Here is a 17,251-nt window from a genome sequence, read left to right as displayed (position 1 = left end):
CGTGCAGTTCCACCACCACGGCTACGTATCCGGAGATCCGCGCATTCAGCCGGCCGCCGGCGTCGGCATCAACCGCCCCGAGGACCTTCCCGATGAGGTGGATGTCCTGATCGTCGGCTCCGGCCCGGCCGGCATGCTCACCGCCGCACAGCTGTCCCAGTTCCCGAACATCACCACCCGGATTGTGGAGCGCCGCGACGGCCGCCTGGCTATCGGCCAGGCCGACGGCATCCAGGCCCGCAGCGTGGAAACCTTCCAGGCGTTCGGTTTCGCGGAGGAAATCACTGCCGAGGCCTACCGGATCACCGAAATGTGCTTCTGGCGCCCGGACCCCGAGGACCCCTCGCGCATCATCCGCTCCGGGCGTGCCCTGGACGATGAATCAGGGATCAGCGAATTCCCGCACCTGATCGTGAACCAGGCCCGGGTACTGGACTACTTTGCCCGCGTGATGGCCTTCGCGCCCACTCGCATGGCCCCCGACTACGGCTTCGAATTTGTTGGCCTGGAGGTCGACGACGCCGCCGAGTATCCGGTAACCGTGACTCTCCTGCACACCGCGGGCCCGGAACAGGGCACCGAACGGACGGTGAAGGCTAAATACGTGGTGGGCTCAGACGGCGCCCGCAGCAAGGTCCGCTCCGCCATCGGCTGCACCCTCGACGGTGACAAGGCCAACCATGCCTGGGGTGTCATGGACGTCCTTGCCACCACCGATTTCCCGGACATCCGCACCAAGTGCGCCATCCAGTCCTCCAACGGTGGCTCCATCCTGCTCATACCGCGCGAGGGCGGCCACCTGTTCCGCATGTACGTGGACCTGGGCGTGGTGCCCGAGGATGACAACGGTGCGGTCCGTAAGACCACGATTGAGCAGATCATCGCCAAGGCCAACGGCATTCTGGCCCCGTACACGCTGGATGTCCGCAACGTCGCCTGGCACAGCGTCTACGAGGTGGGCCACCGGCTGACCGACCGGTTCGACGATGTGCTGCCCGAGGACCTGGGGACCCGCACCCCGCGCGTCTTTATCACCGGCGACGCCTGCCACACCCACAGTGCCAAAGCCGGGCAGGGCATGAATGTGTCCATGCAGGACGGTTTCAACATCGGCTGGAAGCTGGGCCATGTGCTGGACGGCCGCAGCCCTCAGAGCCTGCTCTCCACCTACTCCGCCGAGCGCCAGGTGGTGGCCAAAAACCTGATCGACTTTGACAAGGAATGGTCCACCCTGATGGCCAAGCGGCCCGAAGAGTTCGAGAACCCCTCGGATCTGGAGGACTTCTATGTGCGCACCGCCGAATTCCCGGCCGGATTCATGACCGAGTACACGCCGTCCATGCTCATCGCCGAGCCGGAGCACCAGGACCTCGCCGCCGGCTTCCCGATCGGCAAGCGCTTCAAATCCGCACTGGTCCGGCGGGTCTCCGACACCAACCCGCTGCATCTGGGTCACCAGGCTCGAGCCGACGGCCGCTGGCGCATCTACGTCTTTGCCGACGGTGCGGAAGCCGGAGCGGCCTCGCCGGTCACCGAGCTGGCCCAGTGGCTTGAGAACTCGCCGGAGTCGCCGCTGGCGGCCACACCGGAAGGCGCAGACCGCGACGCTTGGTTTGATGTGTTGGTCATCTACCAGCAGGACCACACCGGCATTGACCTCAACGCAGTGCCGGCCGTGTTCAAACCGCAGGTGGGTCCGTTCCAGCTCACAGACCTCGCCAAGGTGTACGGCGTCGATCCCAAAGCCGACATTTTTGAGGAGCGCGGCCTGAACCGCGATGGTGTCATCGTGGTGGTCCGCCCGGACCAGTATGTGGCCAATGTGCTGCCGCTGACGGCGACGGCGGAGCTCGGCGAGTTCTTCGCCCCGCTTCTTCCGGCCCGCCAGCCGCAGCACTAATCCTCCACGCCGCACAACAAGCGCAACGACGACGGCGGCACCCGGGTGCCGCCGTCGTCGTGCGTTAACCGCGCGGTGTGTCCCCGGCAATGGCAGACTGGGCTGCATGGACACACCCTCTGCACCGATTTCACCGGACTTCGACGCCGCCGCACTCCTTTGGGACGCCTACGCCTCCGCGTTCCCCGAGCCGGCCGCCGCCGACAGCCAATACAACGTGGAGACCTTCGGTGATTCTCCGGAGCTGGCCGATGAGCTGCTGGCGCTGGTGCTGGACGGCAGTAAAACTGCCACCTCGTCGCTCGTGGCTGACTATACGGAGAATGGTGAGCAACTGCCGCGGATTGGGATTCACTGGATTGTCTGTGACAGCGCCGGCGCACCTCGTGCGATCCTGCGGACCACTGAACTCCGGCTGGGCACCTTCCAAGACGCAGATGAAGCTTTCGCCCGCGATGAGGGTGAAGGGGACCGGAGCCTGAACCACTGGCGGCGGGTGCATCGGGAGTTCTGGCAACGAACCGCCGCTGCCCGGGGAGGCAGCTGGTCCGAATCAGACGAGCTGGTGTTTGAGCGCTTCACGGTGGTCTGGCGGGCGGAGTCCTGACGCCCGTCTACCGAAAAAGCAGCCGCCCCAGGTGTCATGTGACTGCCCCGGGTTTGCTTGACTCCTGACTTGTGAGGATTCATTTCTTGCAGCAAGGATGATCAACATGCCCAAGCCTTTCCCCGCTGAGTTCCGCCGCGACGTAGTCGCCGTGGCACGCAAGCACGAAGCCCCGATCTCACAAATCGCCAAAGACTTCGGAGTTTCCGAAGCAATCCTGCACAACTGGCTCCAGAAAGCCGACATCAGAACGGCGCCCGTCCCGGCGTGACGGAGAAGGAAGCCGCAGAACTCCGGGACGCCAGAAAACGGATCCGCCTGCTGGAGCTGGAGAACGAAATCCTGCGCCGGGCAGCGGCGTTCTTCGCCCGCGAGCTGCCCCAAAATGAAGTCCCCGCTGGTCCTTGATCAAGACGGCAGACGGTATTCCCGTCGCGGCGGCCTGCTTAGGTGTTGGGCTTCTCCAAACAGGCCTTCTGCGCGTGGAAGGCCGCGCCGGTGACTCCGGCGGGACTTCACCGCGGCGGCGCCGGACCGATGAAGGCAAGCTCTACCTGTGCGCGATCAAGGACGTCTATTCGAACCGAATCGCGGGTTACTCCATCGATTCCCGGATGAAAGCGTCCCTGGCTGTCTCGGCTCTGCACAACGCGATTGGGCTCCGCGGGCCGGCCGGCACCGCGGTCCACAGCGACCGAAAATCTCAATTTCGTTCCCACGCTTTCGAGCGGACGCTGGAAGGCAACAAGCTGAAAGATGGAGCGGGTCGGTGCCTGTGCCGATAACGCGGCCATGGAGTCTTTCTTCTCGCTCCTGCAGAAGAATGTCCTGGACCGCCAGCGATGGCCCACGAGGGCCGATCTTCGCCTAACTATCGTGTCCTGGATCGAGAAAACGTATCATCGAAAACGCCGCTAGCGGCGGCTTGGGCGGCTAACACCGGTCGAGTTTGGGACAATCAATAGCGGCCTCAAAGTCGCCTGAGAACACTAAACCTCGACAGTCAATAAAATCCGGGGCAGCCCCTCGGAGCCAGGTACGCGTGGACGATCACAGCGTCAACACCGGCGGACAAGGTTTGCTTCAAGCTCGATTTTCACTGTCCGTTTACCGTTCTGCTTACGAATGCTAAATCACAGTGCGGAAGACTCTGGACCAGTGCAGTCGCCTTCGGAAAATGACATCTGTAACGAACTAAAGAGAGTCGGCAATCGCTCTAAAAAGTTCAATAGTCTTTTGTTCTGTATCGTTTTCTTCAAAGCCCGAGTGTGCACTTGTTTTTACGATGACTATGTTCTTTTGAGGGTTGACATATACCCATTGGCCGAATACACCGATTGCCGTGAACTCTCCGGAATTTCCCTCAGGGATCCACCATTGATAGCCATATCCCAATTCGCTGTCTGACTCACCATTATGGGGCGCTAGTAGGTGCGGAGCGTCTGTCGCCACGGAGTCATTCACCCATTCAGCGGGGATGAGCTGTGTGTCTCCCTGCTTTCCGTTGTGCAGATACAGCTGGCCGAATCGCGCAAAATCTCTCAGCGCGATGTGGAGCCCGCCGTTCGCGAGCTCCTTTTTCCCGCTTCTGCTCCAGTAGGCATCATACTCCACGCCGAGTTTGGACCATACCTTTTCTCCCATATATTCACTGAGGGTCTTTCCTGTGGCATTGATGAGCACTTCGCCTAAAATATCCGTATTGATACTTGAATAGGTACGGTTTGTTCCGGGCTCGTGGGCGAGTCCATATTTGGCTATGGCCTTCATTTTGTTCATACCAAACATGCTTTTTATCGAGATTGTCCCCATGTCCTTCTCTTCATCGAAGTCGATGCCGGTGGCCATATGCAGGGCGTCTTTCACTGTAATACTCTCCATGTCCGTTCCCTGGAATTCACTAACATAGTCTGCAACGGAGTCCTCGACACTACGGATATCCCCTTCTTCCACCGCGATGCCGATCAGGGCCGACATGAAGGATTTCGTCACAGAGTTAGCAGCGAAGCGCGTGCTCTGATCTGCTCCCAAGTAGTAGTTTTCGTAGGCAATTTTGTCATTATGCACAACGAGCAGACCAGACGTTTTCGTTTCATTCAGAAAGTCTTCTGTTTGCACCTCATTTCCCTTGAATGGGAATGATTTGATTAGTGGCCGTTCGTTATAAGGAAATGAGATGACCTCATCACCCCTCGGTATTTTTGCAGATGGTTGGATATCGTGCATCGTCTGAAAGCTGTGAGCTAAATTCTCTTCTTTGAAGGCATTCAATGTTTTTCCGAGCAGCAGCACAGTCGGTCCATACGCTACAGCCGCCGTCGCCACCGCGACAGTCAAAATTGCAGTTGTGATCCAAAGCTTTTTTTCATGTTTGTTACCCCTTTTTTATTGGTTCTATGTGTCCTTCTTCAACTTCCACGTTAAACTAGGGGGTAACCACACAGTCAACTGAAGGCGGTGTCATATCCTCGAAGCAACAACTTGGTTGATCGGATGGGCTGCTGGTGGGGCGGAAAGCGTTGGCGTTTTCAGATAGGGCGGACATCGCCGTAGGTATCCTGGCTGGCAAAACAGATCGGTGCTGATCTCGACCGGGATCACACGATCATTTGGCGGGAACGTCGGCGGAACTCGACGAAGACCCGCGGGTATCGTCCGATGAGTGCGGACTGTGCTGCAGAACGTCGCCGGAGCCATCCGCAGACACGGGAAATGGAGATGGATGCCTTCCTTGCAGCGCGGGTCAGGGCGGAGGCCAGGCCCAGGGCGCGGCGGCAGATCGCCGGCCGTTTGCATTTGGAAGCTCATGACGCCAGCGTTGAGACCATGACGAAATCACCCGACGCCGAAGGTCGCACGGTGTCCCATGAGGCCATCCGCAGGTGGATCTACGGGCTGCCAAAAGGGGAGTTGGCGAACCCCGGGATCGTACTCCAGTCCAAGCGTACGAAACGTAACCGGTGAAGCTGTTGGGTGAACGTACTGATTGGAGGATCATCGGGATGGTTAGCATCGATGACCGGCCCGAGGCCGCAGCAGATCACGGAATTCCTGGATCGTGGGCAGGGGAGTTGGTGGTCGGCAAGGGCAGCAAGAGTGCTACCGCGACCCCAATGGAGCGGCACAGCAGGTTCTTGATCATGCTGGGCCTACCCGACGGGAAGAAGGGTGACGGACTGGCCGACATCCTCATCAACAGGTCCATGACCTGCTGGCGCTGATGCGCGGTTCTCTGACATGCCGTCAGGGCACGGAGATGGCGCGGCATGCACAACTGAAGGCGGACAAGGACCTGCCGGCGTACTTCGCCTACCCCCACTCACCGTGGGAGCGACCCTCCAAAGAGAACACCAACGGTCTTATCCGGGAACACCTGCCTAAGGGCATCGAGCTGACCAGTCACCAGCCCTATCTGGACTACATAGCGGACGAACTCAACGAACGGCCCCGCGCGGTTTTGGGACTCCTGACACCACGCGGAGTGTCCACCAAGCTACTCAACGACAATGTTGCTAAGAAGGCTTGACGCCGCTAAATGATAAAAATGGAGGTGAATCAATGAAAGAAGCGTATTTGTCCTCTGGAGCATTTGCGAATTTCTGTGGCACTACAAAGGAAACATTGCGCCACTACGACCATCTCGACCTGTTGAAACCCAAACACATCGGCGACAATGGCTATCATTATTATGAGGCGGTCCAGTTCTACGAATATTATACTATCAATCTTATGAGGATGACCGGCACCCCTCTGACGAAAATTAAAACATACCTCGATAATCAGCATGTTCCTTCCATCCTTCAATTATTAGAAAACCAGCAGCAGGAACTTCTGGAGCAGAAGCGGGCTATTGAAAATATGCAATTCCTGGTGAGAAATTCGATTCGCAATTTGGAGCTGGGCATTAAAGCTGGAAACTCTTCTCTGTCGACGGATATTGCCTACTTCGAAAAGGAACACCTGCTGGTGGTCCCCTCTGATGAGTTTTTGTCTTCAGTCGAGGGGACTAAAGAGGAGGATGTTGCATTGATCGCGGTTCTGCAGAAGTTCAAGGATGTCTGTGAAGCACAAGGGGGTGTTCGGACGGATTACCAGCTAGGCGCAATCCGTCCGCTGCAGAATAGCAGAATTAGCGGCTTATATATGCGGGTAGCCAAACCTTTTAAAAGCCCGTACTATCGACTCAAACCAGCTGGAAAATATATATATGTTGTTCTGAAAATGAACTGGGATTCCACAGAAGCGTACAGAGTCTTGGAGAAGTCTATCGAACAGCAAGGCATACGGACAATAAGCGATATCTATGCCTACGATCTTGCGGGATTTATGATTAATGGAATTAAGGAGAACAACATGACGATTGTATCGGTGCAAATTGAGGACGATAACATATGAACGGGTCTTCTCAGCATCTACCTGATATCCTAAAAAACCTGGCTTAACTCAAAGATGATGCTTATGCTCCCGACATGATGCTGCTGTTCAATATCAGTTTCAACGGGAAACCTGGTTGTTTTTTGGGGAGGCAGGGGGTGCCGGGCCGGGCGAATCCTGATCGGATCGCCTAACCCGGTGTCCTGCCTTGGTTGTCAAGGGCCACCACCCCTCTCCCCAGCGCGTTCCGCTTATGGACGTCCCGCGTAGTGCAGGGGACTTCGGACAGCCCATGCACTCGCTCCTTAATTCGTGAATCCCGATGCAGGCGAATTCGGAAAATGACGGGGACTTTCAAGTTCCTGGTCATCTAGTCGAAAACGGTAGATTTAGAATCACACGCTAAAACACCGCATCATCCAAAAAAAGTCTATTTCTGTGGTCCATCAGCTGTAGCAAACTTGAAATTGAGCTTACCTAATTCTTCGACAACCCTTCACTCGCTGTTCTCCACATTCCGCGAGTTAAGCCAAATACTGTAGGCCGGGTCTTGACCCATCATAAGTAATTTAGTCGGAGACATTGGGAAGGGAATCGTACAAACTTCCTCACCACCAGGTTCACACCACAGAAGAACCGCGCCGTCTCCGATAACAAGCCTGTTGCCTTATTCTACCCGCCAAGGCGCCACTTTTTTCGAATCTTAGTTTGTTCAATCGACGCACTTCCGGCAGATGCTGTGAAAGAAGTATTAGGTCACCGAGATTTAGGAGGGCTTTTTCGTGCGAACCATCAGTTTTCACTATCACTGCGGGAGTCAAGGTCTTAGATTGATTTGCAGAACGTCCACGAACAAGATACATGTCAAGGGAAACAATCAGCGCTTTTCGTTTGACGTCCGTCAAAACAGAGTGGCCGTCGCGTAATTTGTTGATAGCTGGGATGTGGTTGCTTTCGATAACTGCAGAGTCTTGCTCTAGGTCATGAGTAAGAATATTTGGGTCGTAGACGCAATTGGCGACTGTGGCACTGTTATACGAGATTCGGTAACGTCTACCATCTTGTTTGTCTAAGACTTCAACCACATTCTTTGCATCAGCCCAAGCGCGAATATAGCTCTTTGACACTATATGTGCGGTTTTCACAGTCATGTAGGCACCTCCTGGATTTTATTCATGCAGGCGCCAAAAGCTCCGCATGTGCCTCCTAACGAGACCTCATCGCCAGGCGACGAGCTGATGCACGAACGCGGCATCATTTCAGGCAGTAGCGCGGTGCACGGACGCTGGGAATCCGAAAGCCGGCTCGACGAGGATCTGAAATTCTTCGCCGTGGTGCAGGGCCGCCTGCGGGTTTCCACCAAGGGGGTTGACTTAGCGCTGCTGCTGGAAGCAGATGACGTTGCCGTCTTCAACGGCCGCAGCTGGCTCCGGCTCGAGGGCCACTGGAGACGGAACCGTTGATGGTACGGGCGGCGGCATGCCGGTCCGCCTGGATCCCGCGGCCAGCGGCACCTTTGTCCGCGTGGGGAAGGAGCTCCAGGCACCGAAGACATCATCATGGGCGGCCGGATGCCGGTCAGCGACGCCGGCAGGGATCTCCTTCTGCTCTCCGGGCTTCATGGCGGACGCGGATCTGCCGACCGGCTGGCTTAGGCTGCTCACCGATGAACGGCTGCGGCCCGCGGTGTCGCTGATCCACTCCCAACCGTCCCGGCCCTGGAGTTTGCAGGACCTTGCACAGGCAGCCGCGATGTCCCGCACCGCGTTTGCGGAACGGTTCCGCGAAGTGGCCGGGACACCACCGCGGGCCTACCTCAATAACTGGCGGATGCTCACTGCGCAGCGGGCGCTGCGTTCCGGCGACACCCGGATCCGGGCGCTGGCCCTGGAACTGGGATTCTCCTCTGAAAGCGCCTTCAGCACCGCCTTCAAACGCAGCGTCGGAGAATCACCGCTGCGCTACCGCGTCCGGATGCGGGATCAGGCATCGGCGAATTAGTGCCCGTGATGACCCTTGGTTCCCTGCCGCCGTCGGCATCGCAGGCTAGGCTGTCGGCAGCACGTCCGGCGATGGTCCGGAGTCGTGACCAGCAGCTACCGGGGGAATGAATGAGCCACAGCGCGGGGCGGGCCGGCCTGACCAGACGCCAGTCCATACAAGAGAGCATCGATGAGCCCGGAAACGGCGGCGGCCCCCGCGCCGAAGCCCGCCACGATCGCCGCCGCAAAGGGCGCAACACCCGGCACCAGCCAACGGCGGTGGTGATCCTGATAGCGCTGGCACTTGGCATCTTTTCCGGGCTGGCGGGACTGGCGCCCTGGATCGGCACCGGCCGGGTACTGCCGCTGCAGAACCTGTGGGCCGTCGAAACCCTCCCGGACGACATGCCGCTGACCTGGCTGCCCCTCAATCAATACATGGCCATCCGGCTAGTGGCGCTGATGGTCTTCGGCGGGATGGTGGCCGGCCTGGCCTTGCACTGGTGGGCTCCGATCCGCCGCCGAACGGCTCTGTGGTCTGCGGTGACAGGGATGCTTGTAGTACAGGTCAGCGCCACGGTGCAGTCCTTCAACGTGCTGGACGAGGGCCTGGAGCCCGGCAGCATGAGCGAGCTCTATTCCGACGGGTTGTTGGCCGGGGTGGCGGCGGCAATTCTGGTGGCGGTGCTGGTGCTCCTGGCTGTGGGGTCGCGGAGCACGGCACTTGTGGCCCTGGGCATCGGAGCAGCGGCGGTGCCGACGGGGAGCTGGCTGCTTGCCTGGGGCGAAGTTTTCTGGCCGCCCTTCGATCTGCCCGCGGCTGTTCCGCAGCTGGCCCAGTGGTTCCCGGCGGTGCTGGTGGGGTTGGCGCTGGCCTGGTGCCCGCCGAACCGGATCGGGCGTGCGGCGGTGTGGGTCCTCGATCTGGCGCTGCTGTTGACGGTGCCGGCTCTGTTCGACGCCGTTGCCGGGGCACTGGGCACTCGGGTGTTCCGCGGCGATTTGGTACAGATGCAGGAATCGGCCGCGTCCACCTTTGCCGCCGGGCTGGGGGCGCCCGAGGCTGTGGGGGCGGTGCTCCTGGCCGCAGCCGTGGGGGTGACCGGAGCAGCAATCCGTGCTCTTGTTCGCCGCGCTGCCTAGTTCCGGCTACAGCCTAGAGTGCGGTGCCAGTCTCTTCGGCAAGGGCTCGCAGGAGGCTGTCCTGGAAACCGGCGTCGTTCACCGCCCGGTGCGGCTGCCGCCGTCGCCGGTGGTACCAGTAGCCTCCGCTGGTGAGCGCGTCGGGATCATCCGAGGTCGCCAGCCATTGCTGGCTTTGATGGCCAAGTTCCAGGTCATCGGGTGCACCGGGTCCGCCCATCTTTGTGGGAACCCAGCCGGGATCCACCGCGTTGCTGAGCAGATCCGGGCGCAGCCGGGCCAGTGCGGCCGCGAGCGTAGTGACATAGAGCTTGCTGTCCGCGTAAGAGCCCGGAGCATTGCCCTGCCAGTCGACGCCGGAAAGCGAGGGGCGGCCGGCGAAGTGGTCGCCGCTGCTCAGGTAGATATGCCGCTGTGGGCCGTCCAGCAGGGCGGTGAGCAGGTAGGGTGCGACGACGTTCACTGGCATCACGGCCCGGCCGCCCACCACGCCGGCGTTGTGGATCACGGAGCTCAGCGGGTCACCGGCGTTCAGCTCCGCGGCGATCCGCCGCACCGCGTCAGGGTCACCGAAGTCGCCGACCACGAGGTCCGCACCCCGGTCAATGAGCGGCGCAAGGGCAGCAGCACGGTCGCGGCTGCGGGCATGGACGACGACGTCGTGCCCTGCGGAAAGCAGCGCATCGGCCGCTGCCCGTCCAAGGCCGTCGGCCGAACCGGTCACAAGAATTCTCATGGTGTCCTCAGCACAATCCTTTGGTGGAGTACGCACGCAGGGCGGCGCATACACCGGCACCGTATCAAATTGGCACAGCGAATCCAGATACTCGGCGGCGTCCTCCGGAGCTAGTCCCAGAGCGAGTCTGAGATTGGTGGCAAAGGGCCGAGCTCAGCAGATCCTCTTATCCCACGTCAGGGTCATATGTAACCGTGCAGCGTCTCGCATTTGAGCGGTTTGGACATCACCGCAGCCGCGAACGTCCGCGGCTGCGGGCATAAATCCGGGCCCGGCTGCTGGACAGGGCCAGAATGAGCAGGATATCGAAGGAATAACCGAAGATATTGCTGCCCAGGGTGCCTGCCGGGCCGGCGAACACCGCGACGATCTGCAGGATTATGGCCGCCGCACTCAGGGACATGGCCGTGAGCCGGGCGATGTTGCTGCCCCGCAGAATGAGGATTGCCAGCACCGCCTCCACGCACGCAAACGCGGCCAAAATGACGCTGGCGGGGGCATAGGCGCTGCCCAGTTCAGCGAGCCCGCGACTCTGGGCGCCGAGCAGCTCGGTCACCCACAGGGCATCGGCAAACCGGGCCAGGAACGGAGCCGCCACCGTTAAGGCTGCCGCCCCGCGCAGCAGCACCAGCACCGCGCCGAAGACGGTGGGCGGGGGTCTGCGGTTCCGGCGCTGCTCATCCGGGGACGCCCGCTGCGCCGCGGGCAGTTGTGTGTCCGGCAGCCCGGACAAATCGGTCACCGGCAGGTCTCCGTCTGTTTCGATTGAGTCCCCGCCGCCGTTGCGGGAGTGATAACCGGTGGAGAAGTTTTTGATGACATCCACTGATATGCCGGGAGAGGACTGCTGCAGGGACGAGACCAGATAATCGCGTTCGGCGTCGATGTTCTCCCCGACGCGGTGGGTGATCTGCAGAGTGAACAGGGACAGGCCGACGGCGCGGTCAAAGGACGCGGCTGCCACCCAGTCCGCGGCAACGCCGCCGGGCAGCATCCAGTCTTCCGGGCAGCGCCAGAACCGTACATGGTGACGCTGCCGGGGATTTCCGTGCACCTCCTGCTCATAGGCAAAATCCTGCTGCCGGTCAAACAGCAGCAGCGGGCTGACCGGTGCATGGGAATAGCTGCGGTGCAGCAGCGTGGAGGATACGATCCGCCAGCTGCTGGCCAAAGTGACCGGATCCGCCAGCTTCCATCCGGCCCGGTCCAGAGCCCCGCGCAGCTGTTCCTCGGTGCCCAGGAATGCGAGGTTGACGGCGTCGCCAAACAGTCCCGCGTTGGTACGGGTACGTCCCATGAAGTAGTTGGGAATGAAGACCAGGGACAGGATTCGATATAGCCGGGGCAGGACCAGGTAGGCCAGGGCAGCCCAGAACACCACCAGGAATCCGAGATGCCTCAGTGCCAGCGACTCCCCGTGTCCCAACTCCAGCGATTCCCTCAGCAGCAGCACAGCGAACCAGATTGCTGCAACGCCGCTGAAAGCAAAGAAGATGCGGTCGACGACGGTGGCAGCAATGCCGGGATCTGGCTCAGCGGCAGGGACCCCGCCGTCGTTCCCTGCAGCGACCGACTGTGTCATGAATCCACGCTGGCCCGCTGCACCGCCCGCGTCAATGCACCGCGCTGTTTCGGCGCCCCGGCACCGGATCTGGAGCCGGGACATCACGTGGGGCCGGCCGATCCGCCCGGAGTTGATGCCCGGGATGATGGCCTCCGGACGCGAGCGTTCTTGAACTGTCTGCCTGGACCCGCCAACCTCTCAGGGCGGCCGACCTTCATCTCAGCGAAGGAGACCTGTCGCCCAAACGCCCCTCGGTGGCCTCCGGGCAAGAGGTGGTGGGTGAAGTGATCGTTCCCCGCTTTACCGGATGGGACAACGACGAAGGGTACGCCGAGCTGGCCACAGTACTTCGCCTACGTCGACGTGCGCCCCCGGGAGGACAGTAACGTCCTGAATGGGGCTGCCGCGAGCGGCAATGCACCTGCAATCCGGATGGGGCAACGGGTGATCCGGCTGCACCCCTGTAACACAGGTGGATATTTCGCTGGTGCCGGAATAACTTCCTGCACGGTCGCCGAAGGGATCCACGCTGACTTACGCTCCTGTTTATTCCGGACAGGTAGTCGGCTAAAAAAGACGAGTATTCGTGAGGCAGCAAAGGACCTGCCTTCGACGCTTTTGGAGCTTCTTTCGAACCGGAAATGTCAGTGGCAGGTGAAATCCTGAAGACATGGATCAGCACGAATCTATTCCCGGGGCTGGCACTGGTGGTTCCACCGGTGCCGGACGGGATCCTGTGCCCAGCCTGTCGGTGTATCTGGCTGAACCTGTTTTGAGGAATGCTCCCCTCAGTCCGCCGGACCTGAAAGAGACCCGGGCCGGCGCGGACGGCAACCCGGCCCATCCGGACGGATTCAGCGGGTCGCTGGCCCTGCAGGGTGTTGAAGCGTTGGACCAGGACGAGGCGGGTGCGGTCCTGGCGAGGTTGGATCATCTGGTCCGGTGGGCGCAGGCCCAGCAGGCCAAGGTGCTGCACCGGATGGAAGGGATCTTCCGGAACGATTTCCTGCAGCAGACCAAAACACTCGATCCGGGCCTGACATTCAGTCTCGCCGCGGAGGAAGCGGCCGCGATTCTGCATCTTCCCACGGGCACTGCAAAAATGATGATGAGCGACGCCGGGAGTCTCTGCAGCACCCACACGGCCACCCTGCGGGCACTCGAAGCAGGAATGATCAGTTACGGGCATGTGCAACACATGGTGGATCAGTCCCAGAACATTCCCGCAGGTGATGTGTCGGGGTTTGAGGCGGAGCTGCTCACGGGGGCCGGGGAGCAGACGCAGTCCCAGTTTCGGGTGAAGGCCAGGCGGCTGCGGGAGAACCTCTATCCCGAGACTATTCCGGTCCGGCATAAGAGCGCCTTTGAGTCCCGCCGGGTGTGTTTGGCTCCGGATACGGACGGGATGTCCTGGCTGTCGGCGTACCTCTCGGCGGAGAAAGCACAGGCGATTTACACCCAGTTGAGCACTGCTGCCCGGGGTGAGCAGGCCGCCGGGGACCCGCGGCCGGTGGATCAGCTGCGGGCGGATATTCTCGGAGACCTTCTCGGCGGAGGCGCCACGGACGGTGGCGGTGTCTGGGCGGGGCCGGACGAGAACACCGAACCGGATGTTCACCCGGTGCCGGATGTTCACACCGGGTCGGACGAGAACGCCGGTCCGGAAAACAGCGCAGCAGCGGCTGTGAGCGCTGAGAAGTCCAATACGGGCACCGGCAAGCACGGGCGAAACACCACCCGCACCGACATCCTGGTGCTCATCACGGCTGAAACCCTCTTCGGTGCTGACGACCAGCCCGCTGAACTGCACGGCTACGGACCTCTCAGCCCCGAAACCGCCCGACGCCTCGCCCGGCAAGCCACCCGCTGGACGCCGGTGGAACGTGATCCGGACACCGGGGAAATCCTCAAAGTTGGTCGACGACGAAAAGTACCGGCAGGCCTGAAACGGTGGCTGCGGGCAAGGGATGCGACCTGCCGGTTCCCCGGCTGCCGAACCAATGCCGTGATCGCCGACATCGATCACACTAAACCCTGGTCCAGTGGTGGTTCTACGGATCATGACAACCTTGAGCATTTGTGCCGGCGCCATCACCTGTTCAAAACTGCAGGCTTTTGGAAAGCACGCCAACCCACCCCCGGAGTCATTCATTGGACCTCACCGGGCGGCCGGACCTACCGCACCGAACCCCACCTCACCCTTGCGCCGCTCCGCGGTGCTTCGCCGGAGCCAGCCAAGCCGCCGCCGTCGTTCCGGGGAATACCCGCAGAAACCGACCAAGACGGCTATGGCAGCGATCCGCCGCCCTTTTAGATCCGACCTAAATCGACCTGAATCGACCTGAATCACCTAAATGGATCCACCGCTGAACGGAACGGAGCGGGCATTCCGCTGCAGGACGCCCGCTGCTACCCGTTCGGACGTTGCTGCAGGAGTGACCCCGGCCGTGTACACGACGTCGGTGGCCAGCGAACGGGTACCGGCGTCGTCGTGCCATTGCGCAAGAAAATCATGTCCGGCTGAAATCCACTCGGTTCCCTTTGACGCAAGCGACCGGCACCGCAGCTCAGCCAGAGCCGCGGCACGGTCCGGCGATGGCAGGACCAGCACCACACTCGGTGCGGCGGACACCCGGGCAAAGCACCCGGGATCGATAAAGGACGTGTGGCCGGCGCCCAGTGCCAGGACGCTGTGCGGGTGATCTTCCACGGCGCGCTGAACTGCATGTGCCCGGGTCGGCTCCCACATCCGTTCCGCAGCAACCCTGCCCAACTCGTTGCTGCAGTCCACAAGCCGCTGAATGCTCCAGCCGACTTCGGCGTAGTAACGCTCGCCGATCCCGTCGAGGTCCACAAAGGGCAGGCCGAGCTGCGCCGCAGCCAGTTCTCCGATGGTGGTCGGCCCGGCAGCAGCCGGGCCGATGAGGACGAGGGCTGGAGAGCGGGGCATAAGAACGATCCTGCCACACGGAATAGGTGCCAAGGATGTGCCTGTTAGGGTGAGCGCATGGATGGGGTGGCTGGGGTATATCAACGTTTTGCGGAGATCGAAGCCCGCGCGGTTTCGCCAATCTACGAGGAGTGGGGGAGAGGAATCGCTCAGGATCCGGAGGTGGTGCATCCTCATTTCGTCGCTTCCCCGAATCAAGCGTCAACCGAACCTGGTGTTCGCTGTCGCACGCATGCTGGGAGCGCCGGGGCCGGGGTATCAACCGTTTCGAAACTGGTTGATCGATAACTGGAGCGATGTGCTTCCCGCAGTCATGGTGAGGTCCACCCAGACCAACGAAGCCGCCAGATGTGCCGTGCTGCTGCCGGTCCTCAGCCGGCTGGAGGGTCCGCTCAGCCTGATCGAGGCGGGTGCCTCCGCGGGCCTGTGCCTGTATCCGGACCGGTACAGCTACCGCTACGACGTCGGCGGCCGGGCCGCTGCGCTGGACCCGGACACCGGACCGAGCAGCGTGGTGATTCCTTGCCGTATTGACGGGGCCGCGCTGCCCACACAACTGCCCGACGTCGTGTGGCGGGCCGGAGCGGACCTGTTTCCGCTGGATGTCACCGATCAGGAGCAGATGGAGTGGCTTGACGCGCTGGTGTGGCCGGAGCATGAGGAACGGCGCCGTCGTCTCCATGGTGCCGCGCGCATCGCGGCCGCAGAACCCGCTCACCTTGTCCGGGGTGACCTCATCACCACCATTCCCGAGCTCATTGACCAGGCGCCGGACGGGTCAACTGTTGTGGTGTTCCACAGTGCGGTGCTTGTCTACCTCCAGCCCGAAGACCGTCAGCGCCTTGTCGAGCTGATGCGGGCCTTCCCCCGGGTTGTCTGGATCAGTAATGAGGGTGCGGGCGTGCTGCCAGCCGTGACTGACCAGGTTCGGAAACCGATCAACGGCCGGACCATTGTGTCAGTCAACGGCCGGGCCCGCGGCCTGGCAGGGCCGCACGGCCAGTCGTACGAGAGCCTCTAGGGTTCGGTTTGTTCATGAGCCCGGCCCGCTCAGGTGCCGAAACCGGAGCAGGTCCCGCCAGCTGAACCGCAGGTCCCCGGCTGGCTGCTATTTGCCGCTGAAGACCGGGAACTTGCTGTAGCTGCCGTAGTCACTGATGCGAAGGCGACGCAGTGTGTCCATGTCCTGGTCGGAGATGGCAAAGTCCACCTGCGCGTTGCTTCTCATGTGCTCCGGGTTGGCCGTCTTGGGCAGCGGAACCGTCCCCAGCTGCAGCGTGTAACGGATACAGAGCTGTGGAACCGTCACCGAGTAACGTTCGGCCATGGCGGTGACGTCCGTGTTTTTCAGCATCTCGCCGTGGGCAATGGGGGAGTAGGCCTCAACGAGGATGTCCTTTTCCATGCAGTACGTAAGGAGCTCCGCCGGAGTGTTGCCCACATGGAGAAGCACCTGGTTGACCTGCGGAGCAACGGTGCAGGAAGAGAGGATGTTCTCCAGATCCGGCTGCTCAAAGTTCGACACACCAATGGAGCGCAGCTTGCCCGCCTGGTGTGCTTCCTCGAGCGCCCGCCAGGCTTCCCGGTTACCCTCCGCGTAGGACCCGCCGCGCCAGTCGTTCCAGGGCTGGGGACTGTGAATCAGCATCAGGTCCAGATAATCCAGGCCCATGAGGGGAAGTGACCCGTCGATCGCCGCCACTGCAGCCGAATAGTCTTTGATCTCGGCCGCGAGTTTGCTGGAAACGAACAGGTCCTCCCGGGGTATTCCGCTGGAGCGTACGCCCTCGCCGACGCCGCGCTCATTTCCATACGCCTGAGCCGTATCGATGTTGCGGTAGCCGATCGATACGGCATCTCGGACGGCCTGGGCCGCATCACCGTCCGGGATGAACCACGTGCCGAGCCCCAACTTGGGGATCGGCAGCCCGTTTGCCAGGGTGTAGCTCTCGTTCAGGATCATTGGTTCCGCTCCTCAGGTTCGTGGACTGCACG

At 61.1% G+C, this 17,251-nt stretch carries 14 protein-coding genes and 2 pseudogenes; 10 read left to right on the top strand and 6 right to left on the bottom strand.

What is annotated here, in order from left to right:
* Nucleotide 1: 1 nt before the first annotated feature.
* From ABIB35_RS05000 to ABIB35_RS04990, 3 genes and pseudogenes are all read left to right on the top strand, one after another.
* Nucleotides 2–1,900, top strand: a complete 1,899-nt coding sequence (locus tag ABIB35_RS05000; RefSeq protein ID WP_354179557.1) for an FAD-binding monooxygenase — start codon at nucleotides 2–4, stop codon at nucleotides 1,898–1,900.
* A 106-nt stretch (nucleotides 1,901–2,006) separates the two neighbouring features.
* A complete protein-coding gene (locus ABIB35_RS04995) occupies nucleotides 2,007–2,507 on the top strand; it encodes an ASCH domain-containing protein (protein ID WP_354179418.1) in 501 nt (166 codons plus the stop codon).
* A 106-nt stretch (nucleotides 2,508–2,613) separates the two neighbouring features.
* A pseudogene (locus ABIB35_RS04990) lies at nucleotides 2,614–3,491 on the top strand (DDE-type integrase/transposase/recombinase).
* 210 nt (nucleotides 3,492–3,701) lie between these two features.
* Here the strand turns inward: ABIB35_RS04990 and ABIB35_RS04985 are convergent.
* On the bottom strand, nucleotides 3,702–4,844 hold the full coding sequence (locus ABIB35_RS04985; RefSeq protein ID WP_354179417.1) for a serine hydrolase domain-containing protein: 1,143 nt from the start codon (nucleotides 4,842–4,844) through the stop codon (nucleotides 3,702–3,704).
* A 167-nt stretch (nucleotides 4,845–5,011) separates the two neighbouring features.
* On the opposite strand from ABIB35_RS04985, the pseudogene ABIB35_RS18730 reads away from it, so the two are divergent.
* Nucleotides 5,012–6,033: pseudogene (locus ABIB35_RS18730) on the top strand (IS30 family transposase).
* A 32-nt stretch (nucleotides 6,034–6,065) separates the two neighbouring features.
* The gene (locus ABIB35_RS04970) at nucleotides 6,066–6,902 is read left to right on the top strand and encodes a MerR family transcriptional regulator (protein ID WP_354179410.1); all 837 of its coding nucleotides are present in this window, start codon (nucleotides 6,066–6,068) and stop codon (nucleotides 6,900–6,902) included.
* A gap of 599 nt (nucleotides 6,903–7,501) precedes the next feature.
* Here ABIB35_RS04970 and ABIB35_RS04965 read toward each other — a convergent pair.
* Nucleotides 7,502–8,032, bottom strand: a complete 531-nt coding sequence (locus ABIB35_RS04965; RefSeq protein WP_354179408.1) for a DUF4238 domain-containing protein — start codon at nucleotides 8,030–8,032, stop codon at nucleotides 7,502–7,504.
* 48 nt (nucleotides 8,033–8,080) lie between these two features.
* Between ABIB35_RS04965 and ABIB35_RS04960 the strand changes: the two genes are divergently transcribed.
* The 3 genes from ABIB35_RS04960 to ABIB35_RS04950 all read left to right on the top strand — a co-directional run bounded on the left by ABIB35_RS04960 (nucleotide 8,081) and on the right by ABIB35_RS04950 (nucleotide 10,006).
* A complete protein-coding gene (locus ABIB35_RS04960) occupies nucleotides 8,081–8,344 on the top strand; it encodes a hypothetical protein (RefSeq protein ID WP_354179406.1) in 264 nt (87 codons plus the stop codon).
* 16 nt (nucleotides 8,345–8,360) lie between these two features.
* On the top strand, nucleotides 8,361–8,882 hold the full coding sequence (locus ABIB35_RS04955) for a helix-turn-helix transcriptional regulator (protein ID WP_354179404.1): 522 nt from the start codon (nucleotides 8,361–8,363) through the stop codon (nucleotides 8,880–8,882).
* Between the two features lie 110 nt (nucleotides 8,883–8,992).
* A complete protein-coding gene (locus tag ABIB35_RS04950) occupies nucleotides 8,993–10,006 on the top strand; it encodes a hypothetical protein (RefSeq protein WP_354179402.1) in 1,014 nt (337 codons plus the stop codon).
* Nucleotides 10,007–10,019: 13 nt separating this feature from the next.
* Here the strand turns inward: ABIB35_RS04950 and ABIB35_RS04945 are convergent, their stop codons facing one another.
* Nucleotides 10,020–10,742, bottom strand: coding sequence for an SDR family NAD(P)-dependent oxidoreductase (locus ABIB35_RS04945; protein ID WP_354179400.1), 723 nt, complete (start codon nucleotides 10,740–10,742; stop codon nucleotides 10,020–10,022).
* 226 nt (nucleotides 10,743–10,968) lie between these two features.
* The gene (locus ABIB35_RS04940) at nucleotides 10,969–12,324 is read right to left on the bottom strand and encodes an LssY C-terminal domain-containing protein (protein ID WP_354179398.1); all 1,356 of its coding nucleotides are present in this window, start codon (nucleotides 12,322–12,324) and stop codon (nucleotides 10,969–10,971) included.
* Nucleotides 12,325–12,976: 652 nt separating this feature from the next.
* Here ABIB35_RS04940 and ABIB35_RS04935 point away from each other — a divergent pair.
* Nucleotides 12,977–14,620, top strand: coding sequence for an HNH endonuclease signature motif containing protein (locus ABIB35_RS04935; RefSeq protein ID WP_354179396.1), 1,644 nt, complete (start codon nucleotides 12,977–12,979; stop codon nucleotides 14,618–14,620).
* Between the two features lie 36 nt (nucleotides 14,621–14,656).
* Here the strand turns inward: ABIB35_RS04935 and ABIB35_RS04930 are convergent, their stop codons facing one another.
* A complete protein-coding gene (locus tag ABIB35_RS04930; protein ID WP_354179394.1) occupies nucleotides 14,657–15,256 on the bottom strand; it encodes a hypothetical protein in 600 nt (199 codons plus the stop codon).
* 277 nt (nucleotides 15,257–15,533) lie between these two features.
* On the opposite strand from ABIB35_RS04930, the gene ABIB35_RS04925 reads away from it, so the two are divergent.
* Nucleotides 15,534–16,277, top strand: a complete 744-nt coding sequence (locus ABIB35_RS04925) for a DUF2332 family protein (protein WP_354179392.1) — start codon at nucleotides 15,534–15,536, stop codon at nucleotides 16,275–16,277.
* Nucleotides 16,278–16,364: 87 nt separating this feature from the next.
* Here the strand turns inward: ABIB35_RS04925 and ABIB35_RS04920 are convergent, their stop codons facing one another.
* Nucleotides 16,365–17,219 (bottom strand): aldo/keto reductase, encoded by an 855-nt coding sequence (locus tag ABIB35_RS04920; RefSeq protein ID WP_354179390.1) that lies wholly within the window; start codon nucleotides 17,217–17,219, stop codon nucleotides 16,365–16,367.
* Nucleotides 17,220–17,251: the final 32 nt, after the last annotated feature.

This window comes from Arthrobacter sp. UYP6 (assembly GCF_040547315.1).
Classification (GTDB): domain Bacteria; phylum Actinomycetota; class Actinomycetes; order Actinomycetales; family Micrococcaceae; genus Arthrobacter_B.
This window is presented reverse-complemented; position numbering and strand designations above follow the sequence as displayed.